The organism is Alteromonas nitratireducens (assembly GCF_040812025.1).
GTDB lineage: Bacteria > Pseudomonadota > Gammaproteobacteria > Enterobacterales > Alteromonadaceae > Alteromonas > Alteromonas nitratireducens.
Map to the genome: position 1 here is coordinate 75804 of NZ_JBFNPK010000007.1, position 15979 is coordinate 91782.

The 15979-nt window shown below is 51.8% G+C and carries 13 protein-coding genes; 12 read left to right on the top strand and 1 reads right to left on the bottom strand.

The window, feature by feature from the left end; translation table 11 throughout:
• The first annotated feature begins 12 nt into the window (after positions 1 to 12).
• The 10 genes from AB1N33_RS08305 (at position 13) to AB1N33_RS08350 (ending at position 11419) form a co-directional block, all read left to right on the top strand.
• Positions 13 to 1884, top strand: coding sequence for a DUF885 domain-containing protein (locus AB1N33_RS08305; RefSeq protein ID WP_411271079.1), 1872 nt, complete (start codon positions 13 to 15; stop codon positions 1882 to 1884).
• A 102-nt stretch (positions 1885 to 1986) separates the two neighbouring features.
• On the top strand, positions 1987 to 2544 hold the full coding sequence (locus AB1N33_RS08310) for a sigma-70 family RNA polymerase sigma factor (RefSeq protein ID WP_411271080.1): 558 nt from the start codon (positions 1987 to 1989) through the stop codon (positions 2542 to 2544).
• Entirely contained in the window at positions 2537 to 3244 is a 708-nt protein-coding gene (locus AB1N33_RS08315; RefSeq protein ID WP_411271081.1) for a DUF3379 family protein, read from the top strand. Before AB1N33_RS08310 ends, AB1N33_RS08315 begins: the two co-directional genes overlap by 8 nt.
• Before the next feature lie 201 nt (positions 3245 to 3445).
• Positions 3446 to 4957: a sodium/proline symporter PutP gene (gene putP / locus AB1N33_RS08320; protein ID WP_411271082.1), complete on the top strand. Its 1512-nt coding sequence runs from the start codon at positions 3446 to 3448 to the stop codon at positions 4955 to 4957.
• 185 nt (positions 4958 to 5142) lie between these two features.
• Positions 5143 to 6057 (top strand): sulfate adenylyltransferase subunit CysD, encoded by a 915-nt coding sequence (gene cysD, locus AB1N33_RS08325; RefSeq protein ID WP_411271083.1) that lies wholly within the window; start codon positions 5143 to 5145, stop codon positions 6055 to 6057.
• Complete coding sequence (gene cysC / locus AB1N33_RS08330; protein ID WP_411271084.1) at positions 6057 to 6650, top strand: adenylyl-sulfate kinase; 594 nt, start codon at positions 6057 to 6059, stop codon at positions 6648 to 6650. Before cysD ends, cysC begins: the two co-directional genes overlap by 1 nt.
• Complete coding sequence (gene cysQ, locus AB1N33_RS08335) at positions 6650 to 7438, top strand: 3'(2'),5'-bisphosphate nucleotidase CysQ (RefSeq protein ID WP_411271085.1); 789 nt, start codon at positions 6650 to 6652, stop codon at positions 7436 to 7438. The genes cysC and cysQ overlap by 1 nt, the downstream gene beginning before the upstream one ends.
• A gap of 2 nt (positions 7439 to 7440) precedes the next feature.
• Positions 7441 to 8856 carry a sulfate adenylyltransferase subunit CysN gene (gene cysN / locus AB1N33_RS08340; protein ID WP_411271086.1) on the top strand — a complete coding sequence of 472 codons (1416 nt, stop codon included), beginning with the start codon at positions 7441 to 7443 and terminating at the stop codon, positions 8854 to 8856.
• A 17-nt stretch (positions 8857 to 8873) separates the two neighbouring features.
• Positions 8874 to 10601 (top strand): SLC13 family permease, encoded by a 1728-nt coding sequence (locus tag AB1N33_RS08345; RefSeq protein WP_411271087.1) that lies wholly within the window; start codon positions 8874 to 8876, stop codon positions 10599 to 10601.
• Positions 10602 to 10714: 113 nt separating this feature from the next.
• A complete protein-coding gene (locus AB1N33_RS08350; protein ID WP_411271088.1) occupies positions 10715 to 11419 on the top strand; it encodes a Yip1 family protein in 705 nt (234 codons plus the stop codon).
• Positions 11420 to 11426: 7 nt separating this feature from the next.
• On the opposite strand, the gene AB1N33_RS08355 is transcribed toward AB1N33_RS08350, so the two are convergent.
• The gene (locus AB1N33_RS08355) at positions 11427 to 12287 is read right to left on the bottom strand and encodes a DUF3025 domain-containing protein (RefSeq protein ID WP_411271089.1); all 861 of its coding nucleotides are present in this window, start codon (positions 12285 to 12287) and stop codon (positions 11427 to 11429) included.
• 71 nt (positions 12288 to 12358) lie between these two features.
• Here AB1N33_RS08355 and AB1N33_RS08360 point away from each other — a divergent pair, with 71 nt between their 5' ends.
• Both AB1N33_RS08360 and asnB read left to right on the top strand, forming a co-directional pair.
• Positions 12359 to 14029: a M28 family metallopeptidase gene (locus tag AB1N33_RS08360; RefSeq protein ID WP_411271090.1), complete on the top strand. Its 1671-nt coding sequence runs from the start codon at positions 12359 to 12361 to the stop codon at positions 14027 to 14029.
• Between the two features lie 270 nt (positions 14030 to 14299).
• Positions 14300 to 15970, top strand: coding sequence for an asparagine synthase B (gene asnB / locus AB1N33_RS08365; protein WP_411271091.1), 1671 nt, complete (start codon positions 14300 to 14302; stop codon positions 15968 to 15970).
• Positions 15971 to 15979 lie beyond the last annotated feature (9 nt).

Genomic DNA, 15979 nt, shown 5'->3' on the forward strand with positions numbered 1-15979 from the left:
CCGGGAGGCAACATGAAAACAGTTATGAGGAAGCTGACACCTGTCGCACTGGCCGTACTGGGCCTGACGGCGTGCTCACCAGCCAGCGACCAGGCAACGCAGAGTGCGTCAACCGCACCACAGGCAGAGTCGGCTCAGACGCAGCAGAGTGCAATGACCGAATCAGAACGCCTGAATGCGTTTTTTGAGCGCACGTTCAAAGAAGATCTGGAGCGCTCTCCGTTATTCCAGAGTTATCTGGGTATTAAGTGGAACTACGGTGACTGGAACGAAATCACCGAAGCGCGACAGGACGAAGATATCGCCATCGCAAAAAACCGTCTGCAAACGTTAGACACCTTTGATACCGAAAAACTCAGTGAGCAGGAGAAACTCAGTCTTCGCCTGTATAAACTGGGCATAGAACGGGATTTGGCCAACGATAAATTCCGTCACCACACCTACATTGTTCATCAGTTCCGTGCCGCCCACACCATGGTGCCGAGTTTCCTCATCAATATCCACAGCGTGAAAAATGTGGACGACGCCAGGGCCTATATCAGTCGTCTCGATAAGGTCGACACCATGTTTGACCAGGTGATTGAACAGATGCGCCTGCGTGAAAAAGAAGGCGTATTCCCGCCGGACTGGTCTTACGATCAAATGATTGAAGCCTCAAAGAATGTCATCAGCGGAGCGCCGTTTGATACATCAGACACACCGTCGACAATCTGGAAAGATTTTCAGGACAAGGTAGCTGCGCTGGACATCGACGGGGCCGAAAAGGACAGCCTGCTGGAAGAAGCCAAAGCGGCTCTGCTTACATCAGTGCGCCCTGCTTACGATAAATTCATCGAAGAACTGGCTCATCAGCGTGAACTGACACCGGAAGGTGACGGCGTATGGCGTCTGCCGGATGCGGAGGCCTGGTATCAGAATCGCCTTAACTGGTTTACCACCACCGACCTGACCGCCGACGAAGTGCATCAGATTGGGCTGGATAATGTCGAGCGTATTCATACGGCCATGCGCGACATCATGAAACAGGTGGGTTTTGAAGGTGACCTGCAGGCGTTCTTCACGTTTATGCGTGAAGACGAGCAGTTCTATTACCCCAATACTGACGAAGGACGTCAGCAGTACCTGGATGAGGCGACACGCGCTATCGACGAGATGCGCGCGGCACTTCCTGACTATTTCGGTATTCTGCCTAAAGCACCGATTGTGGTTAAACGTGTTGAGGCATTCCGTGAAAAGTCTGCCGGTAAGGCGTTTTATCAGAGTCCGGCGCAGGATGGCAGTCGCCCGGGGACTTACTATGCCAATCTGTATAACATGCAGGATATGCCCAAGTATCAGCTTGAGGCCCTGGCCTACCATGAAGGTATCCCGGGACACCACATGCAGCGCGCGATTGCCCAGGAACTGGAGGGCGTTCCTCAGTTCCAGAAATTCCTCAGTTTTACCGCTTACACTGAAGGCTGGGGACTCTATTCTGAAGAACTCGCCAAAGACATGGGCTTCTATAAAGATCCGTACTCCGATTTTGGTCGCCTCGCCATGGAATTGTGGCGTGCCTGCCGCCTGGTTGTGGACACCGGCATCCATGCGAAAAAATGGAGCCGCGAAGAAGCCATTGAGTACCTGATTCAAAATACGCCAAACCCGAAAAACGACGCGGTGAAAGCTATCGAGCGTTACATCGCAATGCCCGGGCAGGCCACGGCCTATATGATTGGCAAAATCAAAATCATGGAACTGCGTGACAAGGCGCAAACCGCCCTGGGCGATAAGTTCTCTTATGCCGGGTTCCATGATGAAGTTCTTAAGTATGGTCCCGTGCCGTTATCGATTCTAGAAGAAAATATCGACAACTGGATTGCCAGTGTGAAAAGCGGCAGCTAGCACGACGTGCATTAACCGAAGAAAAAGGCGGCCGGGATTTCTCGCGCCGCTTTTTTTATGGCACTCTTCTCCCTTCCCTGTTCTCTGATGGCCAGATTTTTTATGTGGCAACGAAATAATCATCGCGCCCCACCGGTCTTAGCGGATATGAAAGCAAAACAAAAACGTTATGAAGCGTTAGTCCATGCCTTTCATGCCGACATTTACCGCTATGCCTATTGGCTGATAAAAGACAAGGCAACCGCAGAAGATGTTGTGCAGGAAACCTTTTTAAGGGCTTGGCGCTCGCTCGACTCACTTAAGGATACCCAGGCTGCCAAATCCTGGCTGATCACCATTTTACGTCGTGAAAATGCCCGTCGTTTCGAGCGCAAGCAGTTCGATACGATAGACATAGACGATGTGTCCGTGTGCGATGAAATCAGTCATGCAGAGCAGGATGTCAGCCAGCGCGAGCTGCAGACGCTGCTCGCCGGGCTGAGCGAGGAGTACCGGGAGCCTCTGGTACTGCAACTGATATTCGGCTTTAGCGGCGACGAAATCGCAGCCCAGCTGAATCTGAACAAAAATACCGTCATGACAAGGTTATTTCGCGCACGAAATCAGTTGCGTGAAACCCTTGAAAGACAAGAATCTGAACGAGGTCGTATAAATGGATGAATTAGAATTTCGGCGTCGTGTCTACGCCAATCCAGACACGACCGATCCTGATGTCATTGAGGCCGCCAGGGCCGATGAAAGTAAACGTGCATTCTGGAACGAGCAGAAGCAGTTTGATATGAAACTGAAGCAGGCGGTAAAGGTTGACGTGCCGGATGATCTGGCTCACAAGCTAATCTGGCAGCAAACGGCTGAAGAATTTAGCCGTCAACGGCGGCGAAGCCGCTGGCATATTGCCATGGCCGCCTCCGTTGCGTTTGTGTTTGGTATAGGCTTTACACTCTGGTCACAACAGCCATTGAGCCTGGAAGGTCAGGCGCTCGCGCACATGGTGCATGCCGAATCTGAGCGCCCGCATTCCCCGTTACCGGTTGACCTGCAACAGGTGAATGCCAAACTTGCCAGTTTCGGCGCGGAATTTTCAGAGATGATTGGTGATGTGGAAACGGTGAATTACTGCCACTTAAGCTCAGTCCGCAGCCTTCACCTTATCGTCAATACCGAGTATGGCAAGATGTCCGTGTTTATTGTCCCGCCAACTGACGACAGCCCCCGGGAGCGCTTCGATTTTGCTGACTCGCATTACAAGGGCCAGGGTATTGCACTGCAAAAAGCCAGTATTATGGTTGTCGGTGACAAACAAAGCGACACCTCCGCCCTGCTCAATAACGTCAAATCGCATCTTCGCTTTTCAGCATAATGTCCCCGACCTGCCGGATCCTTTTTAAGGGTCCGGCGATCTCATTGTGAACACTGACAGTAAAAACACTGTTTTGTTGATAACCCGGCCACGTTGCTTTCAGGCCACCAGCCCCTCATAGTGCGGGCGAGGAAATCCCAGACTGACATAGAGAACTGCTGTCGTTCCTGTTAGCATTAAAGAAAAAAACAAGGAAACTCTATGGCAACAGGTACGATAATTTCGTTGGCGCTTTACTTTGTCGCAATGCTTGGCATCGGGCTTTTCGCCTACCGCCAGACTGACACCAACGTTGAAGGATATATGCTTGGTGGCCGTCAATTAGGCCCCGCAGTGACCGCGCTGTCGGCCGGCGCATCAGATATGAGCGGCTGGATGCTGATGGGGCTGCCCGGCGCTATGTATGTGTCAGGTATTTCCGCAGGCTGGATTGCAGTTGGTCTGACCTTAGGGGCGCTGGCCAATTACTTACTCGTTGCACCGCGACTTCGGGTGTTTACCGAAATTGCCAGCAACTCCATTACCATTCCCGATTATTTTGAAAACCGGTTTGCCGATAACAGTCGCATCCTGCGGGTTATCGCATCGGTCGTTATTGTCATTTTCTTCACACTGTACACGTCCTCAGGTGTGGTCGCCGGTGGTAAATTGTTTGAAACCTCCTTCGGCCTCAGCTACGAAGTAGGGCTGTATGTTACTGCCGGTGTGGTTGTCACTTACACGCTGATTGGTGGCTTTATGGCAGTGAGTATGACGGACTTCGTGCAGGGCTGTATCATGTTTATTTCGCTGGTTATGGTGCCGGTCGTTGTGATCAGTGAACTGGGTGGTCCTGGCGCCTCCCGTGATGCCCTCGATGCCATCAATCCGGCGCTGTTCAAACCCTTTATGGATGCTGCAACGAACGAAGCCATCACCGTAATTGGCATTATCTCCCTGATGTCGTGGGGGCTCGGGTATTTCGGCCAGCCCCATATTATTGTTCGTTTTATGGCAATACGGTCTGTTAAAGACATTAAAACCGCACGGAACATCGGCATGGGGTGGATGGTCGTATCGATTGTCGGCGCACTGGCAACAGGCTTGTTTGGTCTCGCCTACGTTACCGGCAATAACAACACGATAGATCCTGAAACGGTGTTTATTTACCTGTCTCAGATCCTCTTCCATCCGCTCATCGGCGGATTCCTGCTGGCAGCCATTCTTGCTGCCATCATGAGTACAATTTCATCGCAGTTGCTGGTGACGTCAAGTTCACTGACCAGCGATTTTTACCAGGCGTTCCTGCGTCGCGATGCCTCAGACAAAGAGCTGGTTATTGCCGGGCGGGTGTCGGTTGTTGCAGTCGCGCTGGTCGCCATTTATCTGGCCTATGACAGGGACAGTACAATCCTGACGCTGGTCAGTAACGCCTGGGCTGGTTTTGGTGCAGCGTTTGGTCCGCTGGTTATTTTCAGTCTGTTTAAACGCGACATGACCCGCCGCGCAGCGCTGGGTGGGATGATTGTCGGTGCCGTAACCGTACTGTTGTGGATTTATCTGCCGGTGACCATTGACGGTCAGTCGCTGAGCAGCTGGATGTATGAAATTGTCCCCGGCTTTATCCTCTCGAGCCTGACCATTGTTATTCTGAGCCGATTCGGCAAGCCAAGAGAAGGCGTTGAGGCAACCTTTGACGCGTTCCAGCAGAAAATGAAAGAGGAGCTGGGCTAAATTAATCCACTAACCCATCCACCTGCACAGAAAACCATGCAGGTGGATGGTTCCCCTCCCCGCGACCGATTCACATCATTCGGTTATGTGAAAGACAAAAATGGCATACACAGTGAATCGCCAAATATGATAGTCTTCTAATCATATAATTCTTTTGTCTAACCCAGTTTTCATCGGATCAGAAAATGACTGACAGTATCCCGTCCATCACGCACCTTAAGCAGTTAGAAGCGGAAAGTATTCACATTTTCCGTGAAGTCGCAGCAGAATTTGATAATCCGGTTATGCTCTATTCCGTTGGTAAAGATTCATCGGTATTGCTTCACCTGGCTCGCAAAGCCTTTGCGCCGGGAAAAATTCCATTCCCACTGCTGCATGTTGATACCACCTGGAAGTTCCGCGAGATGATTGAATTTCGTGACCGGCAGGCACAAAAACATGGTTTCGATCTTCTCGTGCATATCAACCAGGAGGGAGTAGAACAGGGTGTAGGTCCCTTTAGCCACGGCAGCGCGAAACATACCGATATCATGAAAACCATGGCACTGAAGCAGGCGTTGAATAAATATAAATTTGATGCGGCGTTTGGTGGCGCACGCCGTGATGAAGAAAAATCGCGGGCCAAAGAACGCGTCTATTCATTTCGTGACAGCAACCACCGCTGGGATCCGAAAAATCAGCGCCCGGAGTTATGGAACATTTACAATTCCCAGATTAACGCCGGTGAGAGTATCCGTGTCTTCCCGATGTCTAACTGGACAGAGCTCGATATCTGGCAATATATCTATCTTGAAAACATTGAAATTCCGTCGCTGTACCTGGCAAAACCACGTCCTGTGGTAGAACGTGACGGTATTCTGATTATGGTAGATGATGACCGCATGCCGTTAAACGACGGTGAGACGCCAGAGATGCGCTCTGTCCGTTTCAGGACACTTGGCTGTTACCCGTTAACCGGTGCCGTCGAATCGACCGCCAGCACGCTGCCTGAAGTTATCCAGGAAATGCTGCTGACGAAAACGTCAGAACGTCAGGGACGGGTTATCGACCACGACAGCGCGGGCTCGATGGAGAAAAAGAAAATGGAAGGGTACTTCTGATGACAACAAACGTGGTGTGGCATCAGCATGAGGTTAATAAATCATCCCGTGCGGGCATGCTCGGGCAATCACCCAGAGTGATCTGGCTGACGGGACTAAGCGGTTCGGGTAAATCAACGCTCGCAAACCTGCTTGAGAAAAAACTTTTTGACCAGGGAAAACACACCTACCTGCTGGACGGCGACAATATTCGCCACGGGTTGTGTGGAGACCTCGGCTTCAGCGACAAAGAACGGGTTGAAAATATCCGGCGCATCAGTGAGGTTGCCAAGCTGTTTGTGGACGCCGGGACAATTGTGCTGACCGCATTTATTTCGCCGTTTGCCGCCGATCGCAATTATTGCCGTAGTCTGCTTGAGGACGGTGAGTTCGTCGAAGTCTTTGTCGACGTTCCGCTTGAGGTGTGTGAAGCACGTGATCCTAAAGGCCTTTACAAGAAGGCGCGTAGCGGTGAAATCAGAGATTTTACCGGCATTGATTCAGCCTACGAGGCACCGGTTTCTCCGGAAGTTCACCTCACGTGGGCAGATGAGACGCCAGAAGCAACCGCGGACCGCTTGTTCTCGTTATTGCAGCAAAAAGGACTGGTGTGATGGACGCAAACATAAAGCTGGCCGACCAGGTTCTCGCTATTGCCAGGCAGGCGGGTGACGCCATCATGGCGATTTACCAGCAGGATTTTGACGTTTATACCAAAGACGATGCCAGTCCCTTAACCGAAGCAGATCTGGCCGCCCATAACATTATTATGCAGGGCCTGAGTGCACTCTCCGACCTGCCTGTTCTGTCGGAAGAATCCGCATCGATTGCCTGGGATGAGCGTCGCCAGTGGCAGCGTTACTGGCTGGTTGATCCGCTCGACGGCACCAAAGAATTTGTGAAAAAGAACGGTGAATTCACTGTCAATATCGCACTTATTGACAACCATCAGCCGGTGATGGGTATTGTCTATGCCCCGGCACTGGAAAAAGCCTACGTGGGCGTGGTCGGTGCAGGCGCCTGGAGTGAGCTGCAGGGGAACAAAACGCCGCTGGCAGCATCACCACACCAGACTGGTGAAACCTGGAAGGTAGTGGGCAGTCGCTCACACCAGAGTCCTGAAATACAGGCATTCCTGGGTAAGCTCGACGGCGAACATGAACTTGTCGCCATGGGCAGTTCACTGAAGCTGTGTCTGGTCGCAGAGGGACGCGCGCATCTCTACCCTCGCCTGGGTCCGACATCTGAATGGGACACCGGTGCAGCGCATGCGGTCGCCCTTGCCGCTGGTGCCCGGGTGACAGTACTCGATCCGGCCGACCCGTTCGATAAAGACGCGTCACCGCTGACCTACAACCAGAAAGAATCCGTGTTAAACCCTTATTTTCTAGTGAGCGCTTAGGAATGAATAGCGAAAACAGTTTATTGAAAGAAGACATCCTGTCCTACCTTGAGCAACATGAACGAAAAGACTTACTGCGCTTTCTCACGTGCGGCAGTGTCGACGATGGCAAGAGTACGCTGATTGGGCGTTTGCTTCATGATTCTAAAATGATCTATGAAGACCAGCTCGCCGCTATCACCAAAGACAGTAAAAAAATGGGTACGACCGGTGAAAAAGTCGATTTGGCGCTGTTAGTCGATGGCCTGCAGTCAGAGCGTGAACAGGGTATCACCATCGATGTTGCCTACCGCTACTTTTCTACCGACAAGCGCAAGTTCATCATTGCTGACACACCAGGGCATGAGCAGTACACACGCAATATGGTGACCGGTGCCTCTACCTGTGATCTGGCGATTATTCTGGTTGACGCCCGCGGTGGCGTGAAAGTCCAGACCAAACGTCATTCTTTCCTGGTTTCGCTGCTGGGTATCAAACACGTTATCGTTGCAATTAACAAAATGGATCTGATGGATTATTCAGAAACCGTTTACAACCAAATTCGCGATGACTATCTGGAGTTTGCCAAACAGCTGGATATTCCGGATATTCGCTTTGTTCCCATCTCTGCGCTTGACGGCGACAATGTGGTGAACAAGAGCGCCAACACCCCATGGTTTGACGGCACACCACTGATGCAACTGCTGGAGACCATTGAGATTGGCGAAGACGATAACCACGATGATTTCCGCTTTCCGGTTCAGTATGTGAATCGTCCCAACCTTGATTTTCGTGGTTTTGCCGGCACCGTGGTATCAGGGCAGGTTAAACCAGGCGATGCCATCACAGCGCTGCCCTCTGGCAAAACCTCAAAGGTGAAGTCCATCGTCACGTTTGAGGGTGAGCAGGAGCGCGCTTTTGTCCCTCAGGCTGTGACGTTAACGCTGGAGGATGAAATTGATATTTCTCGTGGTGATATGATTGTCAAAAGTGACAACCAGCCACTCCTGTCAACGCAGTTTAAGTCGCACCTTGTATGGATGTCAGAAGAACCGCTGATGCCCAACAAACAATATAATTTCAAGTTCGCGACAAAAACAACACCCGGAACCGTTGCGAACATCGACTATCAGATTGATGTTAATACGCTCAAAAAAGCCGATGCCATGCATCTGAATCTGAATGAAATTGGCGTGGTCGACGTCAAGTTTACACAGCCGGTAGCCTGTGACCCGTATAAACGTAACCGGCCTACTGGCGCGTTCATCGTGATTGATCGCCTGACAAATGGTACCGTCGGTGCCGGCATGATCATCGATGCGCTGGATGCGGACGCTCACCACGCGTCACCGCAGTTTTCTGAGTTTGAGCTGGAATTTAATGCGCTTGTTCGCAAACATTTTCCACATTGGAACGCGGTTGATATCAGTAAACTTTAACCACCAGGCTGGACAATATGGACATTAACCAGTTTATAGTACTGGGCATTTTCTTTAGTACCATCGCGGCGCTGGTGTTCAGTAACCAGCGACCGTCGGCGGTATTTTCTTTTGCCACACTACTGTTACTGGTTAGTGGCCAGCTATCGCTGGACGGCGTGTTACACAACCTGACCAATAAAGGGTTGATTACACTTGTTCTCCTGCTCCTTGTCAGCAGTGCCGTCGACAAAACCGCCCTGGTTAAACGTCTTGGCCGTAAACTGGTTACTGCCAGCTTCAGCACATCCTACTGGAAACTGTTTGGTTTAACCTTCACGTCTTCCGCGCTGCTTAACAACACCGCGGTCGTGGCGGCACTCATCGGGCCGGTTAAACAAAACCAGCATCACCCGGCATCACGCTTACTTATTCCGCTCTCCTACTCTGCCATACTGGGCGGGACGGTGACGCTGATTGGTACCTCAACGAACCTGATTGTTGACAGTTTCATGCAGGAACATGGCCACCCGGGATTCAATTTTTGGGACTTCACGCTCTATGGTCTGATTGCCGGCCTGGCCTGCGGCCTGCTGCTTTTTATGCTGTCAGGACTGCTGCCAGAGATTGAAAACAAGCGCGACAATTACCGGGCCTATATGGTGGAAGCCGACGTGGAGGCGGGTTCTGAGTTAATCGGCAAAACCGTTGAAGAAAACCACCTGCGTAATCTCCCTGAGCTTTTCCTGCTTGAAATTGTGCGCAGCGGACAGCTGATTTCCCCGGTCACGCCTGACATGATGATCATGGAGGGAGACAAGCTGATCTTTTCCGGCAATGTCCAGAAACTGGACAGCCTGAGTCATATTCGTGGCCTGACAACGTTTGCTGAAGCCGATGGCATCATGCACAAAAACCTCACAGAGGTGCTGGTCGCTAACCGTGCACAAATTATTAATCAGACGATCAAAGCGCTGGGATTCCGCGCCTTATTCGACGCGGCCGTCGTTGCGATTCGCCGCGACGGTGAGCAGTTGTCCGGCAAACTTGGGGATATCCGCCTAAAAGCAGGTGACTTTTTATTACTGGCTGTCGGGCCGGACTTTGCCAGTCGCAAGAATGTCGCGAAAAACTTTTTTGTACTTTCCGAGCAGGAAATTGCGCGTCCGTTGTCACTGTCACAAGAGTGGATAACCCTGGGCGGTTTTCTTCTCACCGTGGCGCTGGCTGCACTCAGCGTGGTGCCGCTTCCTGTTGGATTGCTCTTTTTTGCAGCCGGATTACTGCTGTTTAATGTCAGCAGCAATGGCGAAATGAAACGCAACCTGCCGCTCAACCTGATTGTCGTCATCGTTGGTGCGCTCAGTCTGGCTACTGCACTTGAGTCCTCAGGCGTAATCGCGCTGACCACAGGATTAATGAAGCCCTACCTCGCTGACACAGACTGGCTGCTGGCCCTGATTATCGTTTACGTCAGTACGTTGTTGCTGACCGAATTTGTCACCAATAATGCCGCCGCCGCACTGATGTTTCCGTTTGCCTACGGACTGACCGGGATGCTGCAGGCGCCCCTGATGCCATTTGCCCTTGCTGTAGCGTTTGCTGCCAGTGCCAGCTTTATCTCTCCGTTTGGTTATCAGACCAACCTGCTGGTGTATAACGCGGTGAATTACCGGTTTAGTCACTTCGCACGCGTTGGCCTGCCGGTATCCCTGCTCTACAGCACCATTGTGCTGACACTGCTGAATATGACTTACCTGTCATAAGCGCACGCTGACACGTTTAGTTACGATTTTACGCTGTACCTGCTATCAGGCAGATTTTATTGTCAGCGCCTGATACAGTGGCAGGTTCAGGATCGCATGTGAAGGAGAAAGGAATGCATCAGGTCACCAATCCCATTCAGGCTTGTAACGATATTTTTTTGAAACCTAACGGTGTTTTTCATGCCGTTGGTGAGAAGCATAACTGGTCCTGGCTGCCCTTCTTTATTGTCACCGTCATGGCAGTGCTGCCCGGATACCTGTACTTCAGTACGGTAGATATTACCTGGTATCAGGATCTCATCATGTCATCACAGTACGCCGATGCCAGTCCGGCCGAGCGGGACGCCATGCGTCAGAGCATGACGCGCACGGCAATGAGCACCTTTGCCATCATTGGCACCGTACTGGGCGTGTTGATACTGAATGCGGTATTTGCCGGCTATCTGAATGTCGCAACCCGTAGCGATGAAGAATGCGTACAGGGCTTTACTGACTGGTACGGATTTACCTGGTGGGTAAGCATGCCGATGATTTTTAACAGCATTGTTGCCATTGCCCTGTTGTTCCTTGCTGACACTGCTGAGATCGCTCCTACCGCGTTGTCGCCGCTGTCGCTGGCTTATCTGCTTAATATCCCGATGGACTCCGACTGGTTCGGATTAACACAAACACTGCGTCTTGATGTCGCCTGGTCCGCCTACCTGATGACCGTCGGGGTTCGCCAGTGGACCCATTTCAACGCACAAAAAGCCACTACGATTGCTCTGGCACCGTGTGCGGTCATCCTTGGCATTTGGTTAGTGCTGGTCATTGTCTGAACGTTCTTCAGGGTAATGGTAACTGCCGGGTTACCGGCAACGCCGGGTTTCTCGGGCGAAAGTAATCCGTATTACGATAAAATGCCGGGGACTGCGACTGATACCACCCGGGCACCCCGAGTAACGGCAGTGGCTTGAGCGTATTGCGATGCTGGAGATAGTCCAGTGACGCTATGCGCGTTGTCAGCGCATCATCCAGCATTGCCCGCTTCGCTGCGGCCGACGCCACGATATAGTTATCGGGTACAGTGACTGCAAGCCATTTGCCAGTCAGTCCGATGAACGGGTTGAGCATCATCTCCAGGTTTGCATGACCAAATACCACCGGCAACAATACCCTGCCCCACGCGTTACCGGCTTCCAGAAAGGCTTCAGACCAGCAATGTTGATCCAGCAGATACAATATCTGACTGGCTTCATCCACATGCTGTTGGGGCACTGCCAGCACCACACCGCATTCATCGAAGTGCGTGATATGGTTTCGCCTTGCGGTACGCGGATGCAAACCATGATGAAGAATATCTTCCCTGTGCAACTGGTTTAACAGCGCTTTGGTTTTTGGAAACTGTATCCAGATCAGCGCGTTAAATAAGTCATGCCAGTTGTCCTCACGTGTAGGAACCACCCCATCTTCGGCGATAATCGTTTCATAATAGCGTGTCTCATCGTCACCTAACCGGGCCTGACCAACGAATTCGGGGCCGCACCACTTACCATGGTGTTGCTGCGCAGCAAGCCTGCTTAATTGCTGTGGGGAGGGGAACGTCGATGAGGTTGATAGCGTCATCTCGTCAAGCAACGTAATGACCGGCGGCGCGGCGCTCTGTCTGAGTGTTTCGGGGTGCCAGATTCGTGTTGCGGATACCATGACTACCTATTGGACTGCGAAAGGGTTTTCTCTATACTCAGGCTTCATTGTAAAGCAAACGTGGATGACAAATGAAAAAAAGAACGTTGCCTGGATTTCTGATTATTCTCGCTGGTCTGGCTGCATGCACGCCAGCAGAGCAGAGCACCACAGCCCCTGAGCAGGATAAAGAAACTGCTGCCACGGGGGTAAGTAATTTTGATGAAGTATACGCCAGCATTACCGGCGACGATATTCGCGGCCCGCTGAAAACGCTGGCATCAGATGAATTCGAAGGTCGTCTTCCGACCACCGCAGGCGAAAAGAAAACGCTGGAGTTTTTGGTCAACGCGTTCAAAGAAGCCGGTCTTAAGCCTGGTAATGGCGACAGTTACCTGCAGGAAGTCGAACTCATGGAAATTACCGCTAATCCGGACATGACCATGACAATTGGTAAAAATGAGTTTGCCTACAAGCAGGACATGGTCGCCTCATCCAAGCGTGAACAGGAAACCGTTGCCCTGACCGACTCAGAACTGGTGTTTGTGGGTTACGGCGTGAATGCCCCTGAGTATGGCTGGAATGACTATGAGGGCCTGGATGTTAAAGGAAAAACCGTCGTGATTCTGGTCAACGACCCAGGCTTTGAAAATCCGAAAAGCGGGAAGTTTCAGGGCACGACCATGACTTACTATGGCCGCTGGAGCTACAAGTATGAAGAAGCCAGCCGTCAGGGTGCAGCAGGGGCACTGATCGTACACGAGACCGCGCCTGCCTCATATGGCTGGTCTGTGGTGGCGAACAGCTGGAGCGGACCACAGTACGGTCTGGTCAGTCCGGATCAGGGACAAAGCCGTGTCGCGGTTGAAGGCTGGCTGACGCTGGATGCGACAAAAAAAGTGTTTGCTGATGCGGGGCTCGACTTTGATGCAGAAAAGGCCAAAGCAATGCAGGGGCCTTATCACAAGGCGCTGGATCTGACCGCTTCGGTAACGGTACAAAACACCTTTAAAAAATCAACCAGCCACAACGTAATTGCCACGCTGCCGGGTGCCAAACGTCCTGATGAGCACATCATTTACACGTCACACTGGGACCACCTGGGTAAAGACGAGAGTCTCGACGGCGACCAGATCTACAACGGTGCCCATGACAATGCCACCGGAACGGCTGCCAGTGTGGTCATGGCACAGGCCTTCAGCAAACTTTCTCCGGCCCCGGATCGCTCAGTGACTTTCCTGATTGTAACGGCCGAGGAGCAGGGGCTGCTTGGCTCTAAGTACTATGCTGACAATCCGGTCATCCCACTGGAAAAAACCGTCGCGAATATCAATATGGACGCCATGAACATTCTTGGTAAAACCAAGGATGTCGCCGTGGTCGGTAAAGGTAAGTCTGAACTGGAAAACTACCTGAAGGAAGCGGCGAAAAGACAGGGCCGCACCCTGACCCAAGAGGACAGACCGGAAGCTGGCTATTATTACCGCTCGGATCACTTCAGCTTCGCCAAAAAAGGCGTACCGGCACTGTACGCGGAAGGCGGCAGCACGCCGGCCGATGAAGAGACGGCTACGTACCGCAAACGCATGAACGTGATTGTCACCGGTTGCTACCATCAGGTCTGTGATCAATACCGTGACAGCTGGGACCTGAGCGGTATTGCGCAGGACACGCAAATGCTGTTCGACGTAGGCTACCACATTGCCACAGACACCCACTGGCCAGAATGGTCCCGCACCAGCGAGTTCCAGCGCCAGCAATAAATCTCCCCGAAAAGGCTGACTCTGTCAGCCTTTTTTATTCCTCGTTATCCCGTGCCATGGCGACTTTCCATCGGGGAAAGCATCGTCAGCAGAATTCATCAGAATGTGCTTGCAATTTATTGTCAGACTGGCACATTCAGTGACAGGCGGTCACAACAGAAACGGGCATTGCGCGATTTCTCAATAACAATAAAAACCTTCCGCTGTCTCCCAGTGAGATCGACAGAAAAAACGCCTTTTTTCAACAAGTGACAAGAGAGAACCCGATTTATGTGTGGTATTTTCGGTATCCTGGATATCAAAACCGATGTGTCTGAGTTACGAACTCAGGCACTGGACCTTGCCAAACTGCTACGCCACCGAGGCCCCGACTGGTCGGGAATTTGGAACAATGACAATACCATCCTTTGTCATGAGCGCCTGGCGATTGTTGATGTCGACACCGGCGCTCAGCCGCTTATCAGTACAGATAATCAGCAGATCCTCGCGGTAAACGGTGAAATCTATAACCACAAGGCACTTGAGGCCGGGTTATCTCCGGCCTATCCGTTTAAAACCCGTTCAGACTGTGAGGTGATTCTCCCGCTGTATCAGCAGGAGGGAGTAAATTTCATCGATAAGCTTGAAGGTATGTTTGCGTTTGTCCTGTATGACCAGACGCAGGATGCCTATCTGATTGCCCGCGATCACATTGGCATTATCCCGCTGTACACCGGGTATGATGAGCACGGCAACTTTTACGTGGCGTCTGAAATGAAGGCCCTCGCCCCGGTCTGTAAAACTATCAGTGAGTTCCCGCCAGGGCACTATCTGTGGAGTAAAACCGGCAAGCTGACACGCTATTATCAGCGCGACTGGATGCAATACGACGCCGTGAAGGACAATACCAGTGACCTCGACGCGCTGAAAGACGCATTTGAGAAAGCGGTAAAGTCCCACATGATGTCAGATGTGCCCTACGCCGTGTTGCTGTCCGGCGGTCTTGACTCGTCGCTGGTGTCCGCTGTGGCCGCAAAATTTGTCGCCAAACGTGTGGAAGATGAAGACAAGTCAGATGCCTGGTGGCCTCGTCTGCACAGTTTTGCGGTTGGCCTTGAAGGCGCCCCGGATCTGAAAGCCGCGAAAAAAGTGGCTGACATGATTGGCACAGTACACCATGAGATCCATTTTACAATTCAGGAAGGGCTTGATGCGATTCGGGATGTTATCTATCACCTGGAAACCTACGATACCACTACCATCCGCGCAGCAACGCCGATGTACCTGATGACCCGAAAAATCAAGGCGATGGGAATTAAAATGGTGCTTTCAGGGGAAGGCTCTGATGAAATTTTTGGCGGCTACCTGTACTTTCATAAAGCGCCGAATGCCAAAGAGTTTCATGAAGAAACCGTGCGCAAGCTCGACCGCCTGCACATGTTCGACTGTGCCCGGGCCAACAAGGCAACGTCAGCCTGGGGCGTTGAAGCGCGTGTACCGTTTCTCGACAAACATTTCCTGGATGTCGCGATGCGCCTGAACCCACAGGATAAAATGTGTCTCGACGGACGCATGGAAAAATGGATCCTGCGTAAGGTTTTTGATGACGGTAAAACTTTGCCAGAAGAGGTGTTATGGCGTCAGAAGGAGCAATTTGGTGACGGTGTGGGTTACTCCTGGATAGACTCAATTCGTGACTTTGTTGACGCGGAAGTCACCGACCAGCAGCTGGCTACCGCCGAGTTTCGTTTTCCGCATAATACGCCGGATACCAAAGAGGGCTATTACTACCGCAGTATTTTCGAAGGCTATTTTCCTCAGGAGAGTGCTGCCCGTTGTGTACCTGGTGGAAAGTCCATCGCTTGCAGCACTGCCGAAGCACTGGAGTGGGACGAAAGTTTTAAAGCCAATGCGGATCCATCCGGACGTTCTATGAAAGGGGTTCATGCCGGAGAAGCATAAGCATCATGG

What these genes read in the sequence shown, in the direction of transcription:
- AB1N33_RS08305 (WP_411271079.1), top strand. Translation starts at nt 13, where the DNA reads ATGAAAACAGTTATGAGGAAGCTGACACCTGTCGCACTGGCCGTACTG.
- AB1N33_RS08310 (WP_411271080.1), top strand. Translation starts at nt 1,987, where the DNA reads ATGTGGCAACGAAATAATCATCGCGCCCCACCGGTCTTAGCGGATATG.
- AB1N33_RS08315 (WP_411271081.1), top strand. Translation starts at nt 2,537, where the DNA reads ATGGATGAATTAGAATTTCGGCGTCGTGTCTACGCCAATCCAGACACG.
- putP (WP_411271082.1), top strand. Translation starts at nt 3,446, where the DNA reads ATGGCAACAGGTACGATAATTTCGTTGGCGCTTTACTTTGTCGCAATG.
- cysD (WP_411271083.1), top strand. Translation starts at nt 5,143, where the DNA reads ATGACTGACAGTATCCCGTCCATCACGCACCTTAAGCAGTTAGAAGCG.
- cysC (WP_411271084.1), top strand. Translation starts at nt 6,057, where the DNA reads ATGACAACAAACGTGGTGTGGCATCAGCATGAGGTTAATAAATCATCC.
- cysQ (WP_411271085.1), top strand. Translation starts at nt 6,650, where the DNA reads ATGGACGCAAACATAAAGCTGGCCGACCAGGTTCTCGCTATTGCCAGG.
- cysN (WP_411271086.1), top strand. Translation starts at nt 7,441, where the DNA reads ATGAATAGCGAAAACAGTTTATTGAAAGAAGACATCCTGTCCTACCTT.
- AB1N33_RS08345 (WP_411271087.1), top strand. Translation starts at nt 8,874, where the DNA reads ATGGACATTAACCAGTTTATAGTACTGGGCATTTTCTTTAGTACCATC.
- AB1N33_RS08350 (WP_411271088.1), top strand. Translation starts at nt 10,715, where the DNA reads ATGCATCAGGTCACCAATCCCATTCAGGCTTGTAACGATATTTTTTTG.
- AB1N33_RS08355 (WP_411271089.1), bottom strand. Translation starts at nt 12,287, where the DNA reads ATGGTATCCGCAACACGAATCTGGCACCCCGAAACACTCAGACAGAGC.
- AB1N33_RS08360 (WP_411271090.1), top strand. Translation starts at nt 12,359, where the DNA reads ATGAAAAAAAGAACGTTGCCTGGATTTCTGATTATTCTCGCTGGTCTG.
- asnB (WP_411271091.1), top strand. Translation starts at nt 14,300, where the DNA reads ATGTGTGGTATTTTCGGTATCCTGGATATCAAAACCGATGTGTCTGAG.